The sequence below is a fragment of the Kitasatospora sp. NPDC057512 genome (genome assembly GCF_042802135.1).
GTDB lineage: Bacteria > Actinomycetota > Actinomycetes > Streptomycetales > Streptomycetaceae > Kitasatospora.
Genome location: NZ_JBHVET010000862.1, coordinates 1 through 3,228, shown reverse-complemented (window position 1 = coordinate 3,228; position 3,228 = coordinate 1). Strand labels below are relative to the sequence as shown.

General features: G+C 74.8%; 3 protein-coding genes. 1 reads left to right on the top strand and 2 read right to left on the bottom strand.

Translation table 11 applies throughout. The annotated features are described in order from the left end of the window. Positions 1 to 550 (bottom strand): zinc-binding alcohol dehydrogenase family protein (locus tag ACFU6K_RS34890; protein ID WP_380670009.1); only part of this gene is annotated, 550 nt, incomplete at its 3' end. Between the two features lie 23 nt (positions 551 to 573). Then, the gene (locus ACFU6K_RS34885; protein ID WP_380670007.1) at positions 574 to 1,899 is read right to left on the bottom strand and encodes a peptide ligase PGM1-related protein; all 1,326 of its coding nucleotides are present in this window, start codon (positions 1,897 to 1,899) and stop codon (positions 574 to 576) included. A 292-nt stretch (positions 1,900 to 2,191) separates the two neighbouring features. On the opposite strand from ACFU6K_RS34885, the gene ACFU6K_RS34880 reads away from it, so the two are divergent. Next, positions 2,192 to 3,228: NAD(P)-dependent alcohol dehydrogenase (locus tag ACFU6K_RS34880; RefSeq protein ID WP_380670005.1), on the top strand; the 1,037-nt coding region annotated here is incomplete at its 3' end.

The following is a 3,228-nucleotide window of genomic DNA, read 5'->3' as shown; positions in this document are numbered from 1 at the left end:
GGTCGAGCACGGTGTCGGCGCCCAGCGAGCGCAGGTACTCCCGCTTCTCCGGGGTGGAGGCCAGGGCGACCACCCGACTCGCGCCCAGCTCCCTGGCCAGCTGCACCGCCAGGTGCCCGACCCCGCCGGCGGCCGCGCTCACGCCGACGGCGTCACCCGGCCGCAGCCGCCCCGCCAGGGTCAGCGCGCCGTAGGCCGTCGCCCCCTGCTCCAGCAGCCCGAGCGCCTGCTCGTCGTCCACGCCGTCCGGCACCTCCACCGTGTGCGCCGCCTCGGGCGCGGCCACGTGGGCGTACCCGCCGCCGGTGCGCAGCAGCGCGACGACCCTCCGGCCGTCCTCGCGACGCCGCCCGACCACGTCGACGCCGAGCACCGCCGGCAGCGGGAACCTGAGGTACTCGCCGGTGCGGCACTCCAGGTCGGCGTAGTTGAGCCCGGCCAGGGTGACGTCGACCAGCACCCGGCCCGGGCCGGCCTCCGGTTCCGGCACCGTCTCGACGCTCAGCTCCTCCGGGCCGCCGTAGCGGTGGATCAGCGCGGCGCGCATCATTCCGTCCTCCTCCAGGTCGGGCCTCATCCGGCGAACAGCGCGAGCAGGGCGCCCTCCAGGGCGCGGGCGGCCTCCGGGCTCGCGGCGACCGCGCAGTACATCACCGAGCCGTCGGCGGGCCCGAAGTCGGAGCTGAACAGCACGCCGGTGCCGCTCTCCGGGTCGAAGGCCAGCCCGGCCGCGCCGATCGCCGCCACGGCCTCGGCGAAGGACGGCACCCTGAGGCCGGCCAGCTCCAGGAGGTGGCGCGAGCCGCGGTGCTCGGGGCGCAGCAGGCGGCCGGCGTAGGCGTGGTGCAGGTGGCTGGAGCCGGTGAGCCGCGCGTTGGTCTCGTGGAAGTAGATCTCGCCCCCGGGGGTCAGCACGGCGTCCGCGCTGACCGTGCCCCGGTAGCCGACCACCCGCAGCGCCTCGCACAACCGGGCGGCCTCGCGGACGAGTTCGTCCCGGGCCCCGGCGTCCGGGGTGACCGGCGGGGTGATCTCCCCGAGCACCACCGGCCGCATGACCATCTCGCCGCAGCCGGAGAGCACCGCGGCCGTGTCGCCGATGACGAACTCGGCGTACAGCGGCGCCGAGTCGGCGAAGTACCGCTCCACCACCACCCGTTGGCCGCGCCCGCCGGTCAGCCAGGTCCACCGCTCGGCCACGTACGCGGCCACCGCCGCCCGGTCCGGCAGCGGCACCACCCGCTCGGCGCCGACCGCCTCCACCTTCTCGTCCCGGGCGAGGATCTCGTTGCCGAGGCCCCCCGCCTGGTACTCGACCTTCACCATCACGCTGTGCCCCCGCGCCAGCAGGTCCTCGACGGCGGCCTCGACCTCCGCGGGCGATCCGGCCACCCGCCCGGGCGGGATCGGCACCCCGGCGCCGGCGGCCAGCGCCCGGAACCCCGCCTTGCTGTTGACCAGGGCGTTGCCGCCCTGCGCGGCGAAGGGCAGGCCGGGCATGGCGTGCCCGATCCCGAGCGCGGCCGCCAGCTCGGCCACCGCGCCGTTCGGCGAGACGGCCAGCACCTCGTCGACGGCGCGCCCGTCCAGCGCGCGGCGCAGCTCGGCGCGGAAGCCCGGGTCGGCCAGCCGGTCGGCGGTGAGCACCTGGTCGCCGTGGACGCCGGGCGGCGGCACCACGAAGGCCAGGCTGTCGGCCCGTACGCCGGTCAGCCCGGTGACGTACGCCAGGTACTCCGGGTCAGGGCCCCAGGGCAGCACCAGGACGTCCCCGTCCTCGGCCCACCAGAGCATCCGCTGCGCCCCGCACCCGGCGAACCGCAGCTCCGCCGGCGGTGTCCCGGCGAGGTCCCCGACCATCTCCTCGGTGCGGTTGTTCGCGATGCAGAGCGTCGTCATCTGGTGAACCCTTCCGGCCTTCGCCGCTGTCGCGGCCCTGGTCCCACGTGCGGCACGGGTGTGGCGTGCGCTACCGGTGTAGCGCACTGGGGTTGTTCTGGTTCGGCCCTCGGTCATTGAACAAAACACCGAACAACCGGCGGCCCTCCGACCTGCGCGGGCCGCTGCCGGAGCGGGCACCGGCCCGGCAGGGCACACCGGCCCCAGGGGTACCGTGGGTCTGCTGTTCGACCGCCCCGGTCCGTCCGACCCGACCGGCCCGGTTCCATCCGCAGAGAGGGAACGAACTCCCATGACCACCACCGTCGCCGCCTACGCCGTGCCGGCCCCCAAGGCCCCGCTGGAGCGTACGACCATCGAGCGCCGCGCGGTCGGCGAGCACGACGTGCTGATCGACATCGCCTTCGCCGGCATCTGCCACTCCGACATCCACCAGGCCCACGAGGGCTGGGGCCGGGCGGTCTTCCCCATGGTGCCCGGGCACGAGATCGCGGGCGTGGTCGCCGAGGTCGGCCCCGGCGTCACCGGCTTCGCGGTCGGCGACCGGGTCGGCGTCGGCTGCATGGTCGACTCCTGCCGCACCTGCGACAACTGCCGGGCGGGCCTGGAGCAGTACTGCGACGAGGGCCCGGTGTGGACGTACAACGCCGTCGGCAAGGACGGCCGGCCCACGTACGGCGGCTACGCGAAGACCGTGGTCGTCGACGAGAACTACGTGGTCCGCGTCCCCGAGGCGCTGCCGCTGGACAAGGCCGCCCCGCTGCTGTGCGCGGGCATCACCACCTACTCCCCGCTGCGGCACTGGAACGCGGGCCCCGGGAAGCGGGTCGCCGTGGTGGGCCTCGGCGGGCTCGGCCACATGGGCGTGCAGATCGCCCACGCGCTCGGCGCCGAGGTCACCGTGCTGTCCCAGTCCCTGCGCAAGAAGGACGACGGGCTGCGGCTGGGCGCCGACCACTACTTCGCCACCAGCGACCCGGCGACCTTCCAGAGCCTCGCGGGCACCTTCGACCTCATCCTCAACACCGTCTCCGCCCCGATCGACTTCGCCGCCTACTTCTCCCTGCTGCGCACCGACGGGGCGATGGTCAACGTCGGCCTCCCGGAGGAGCCGCTGGAGGTCGACATCCGGGCACTGGGCGGCCGGCGGCGCAGCATGAGCTCCTCGGGCATCGGCGGCATCGCCGAGACCCAGGAGATGCTGGACTTCTGCGCCGAGCACGGCGTGGCGGCCGAGATCGAGCTGATCGGCGCCGAGAGGATCAACGAGGCGTACGAGCGGGTCCTCTCCAGCGACGTCCGCTACCGCTTCGTCATAGACGCCGCCAC

What these genes read in the sequence shown, in the direction of transcription:
- ACFU6K_RS34885 (WP_380670007.1), bottom strand. Translation starts at nt 1,899, where the DNA reads ATGACGACGCTCTGCATCGCGAACAACCGCACCGAGGAGATGGTCGGG.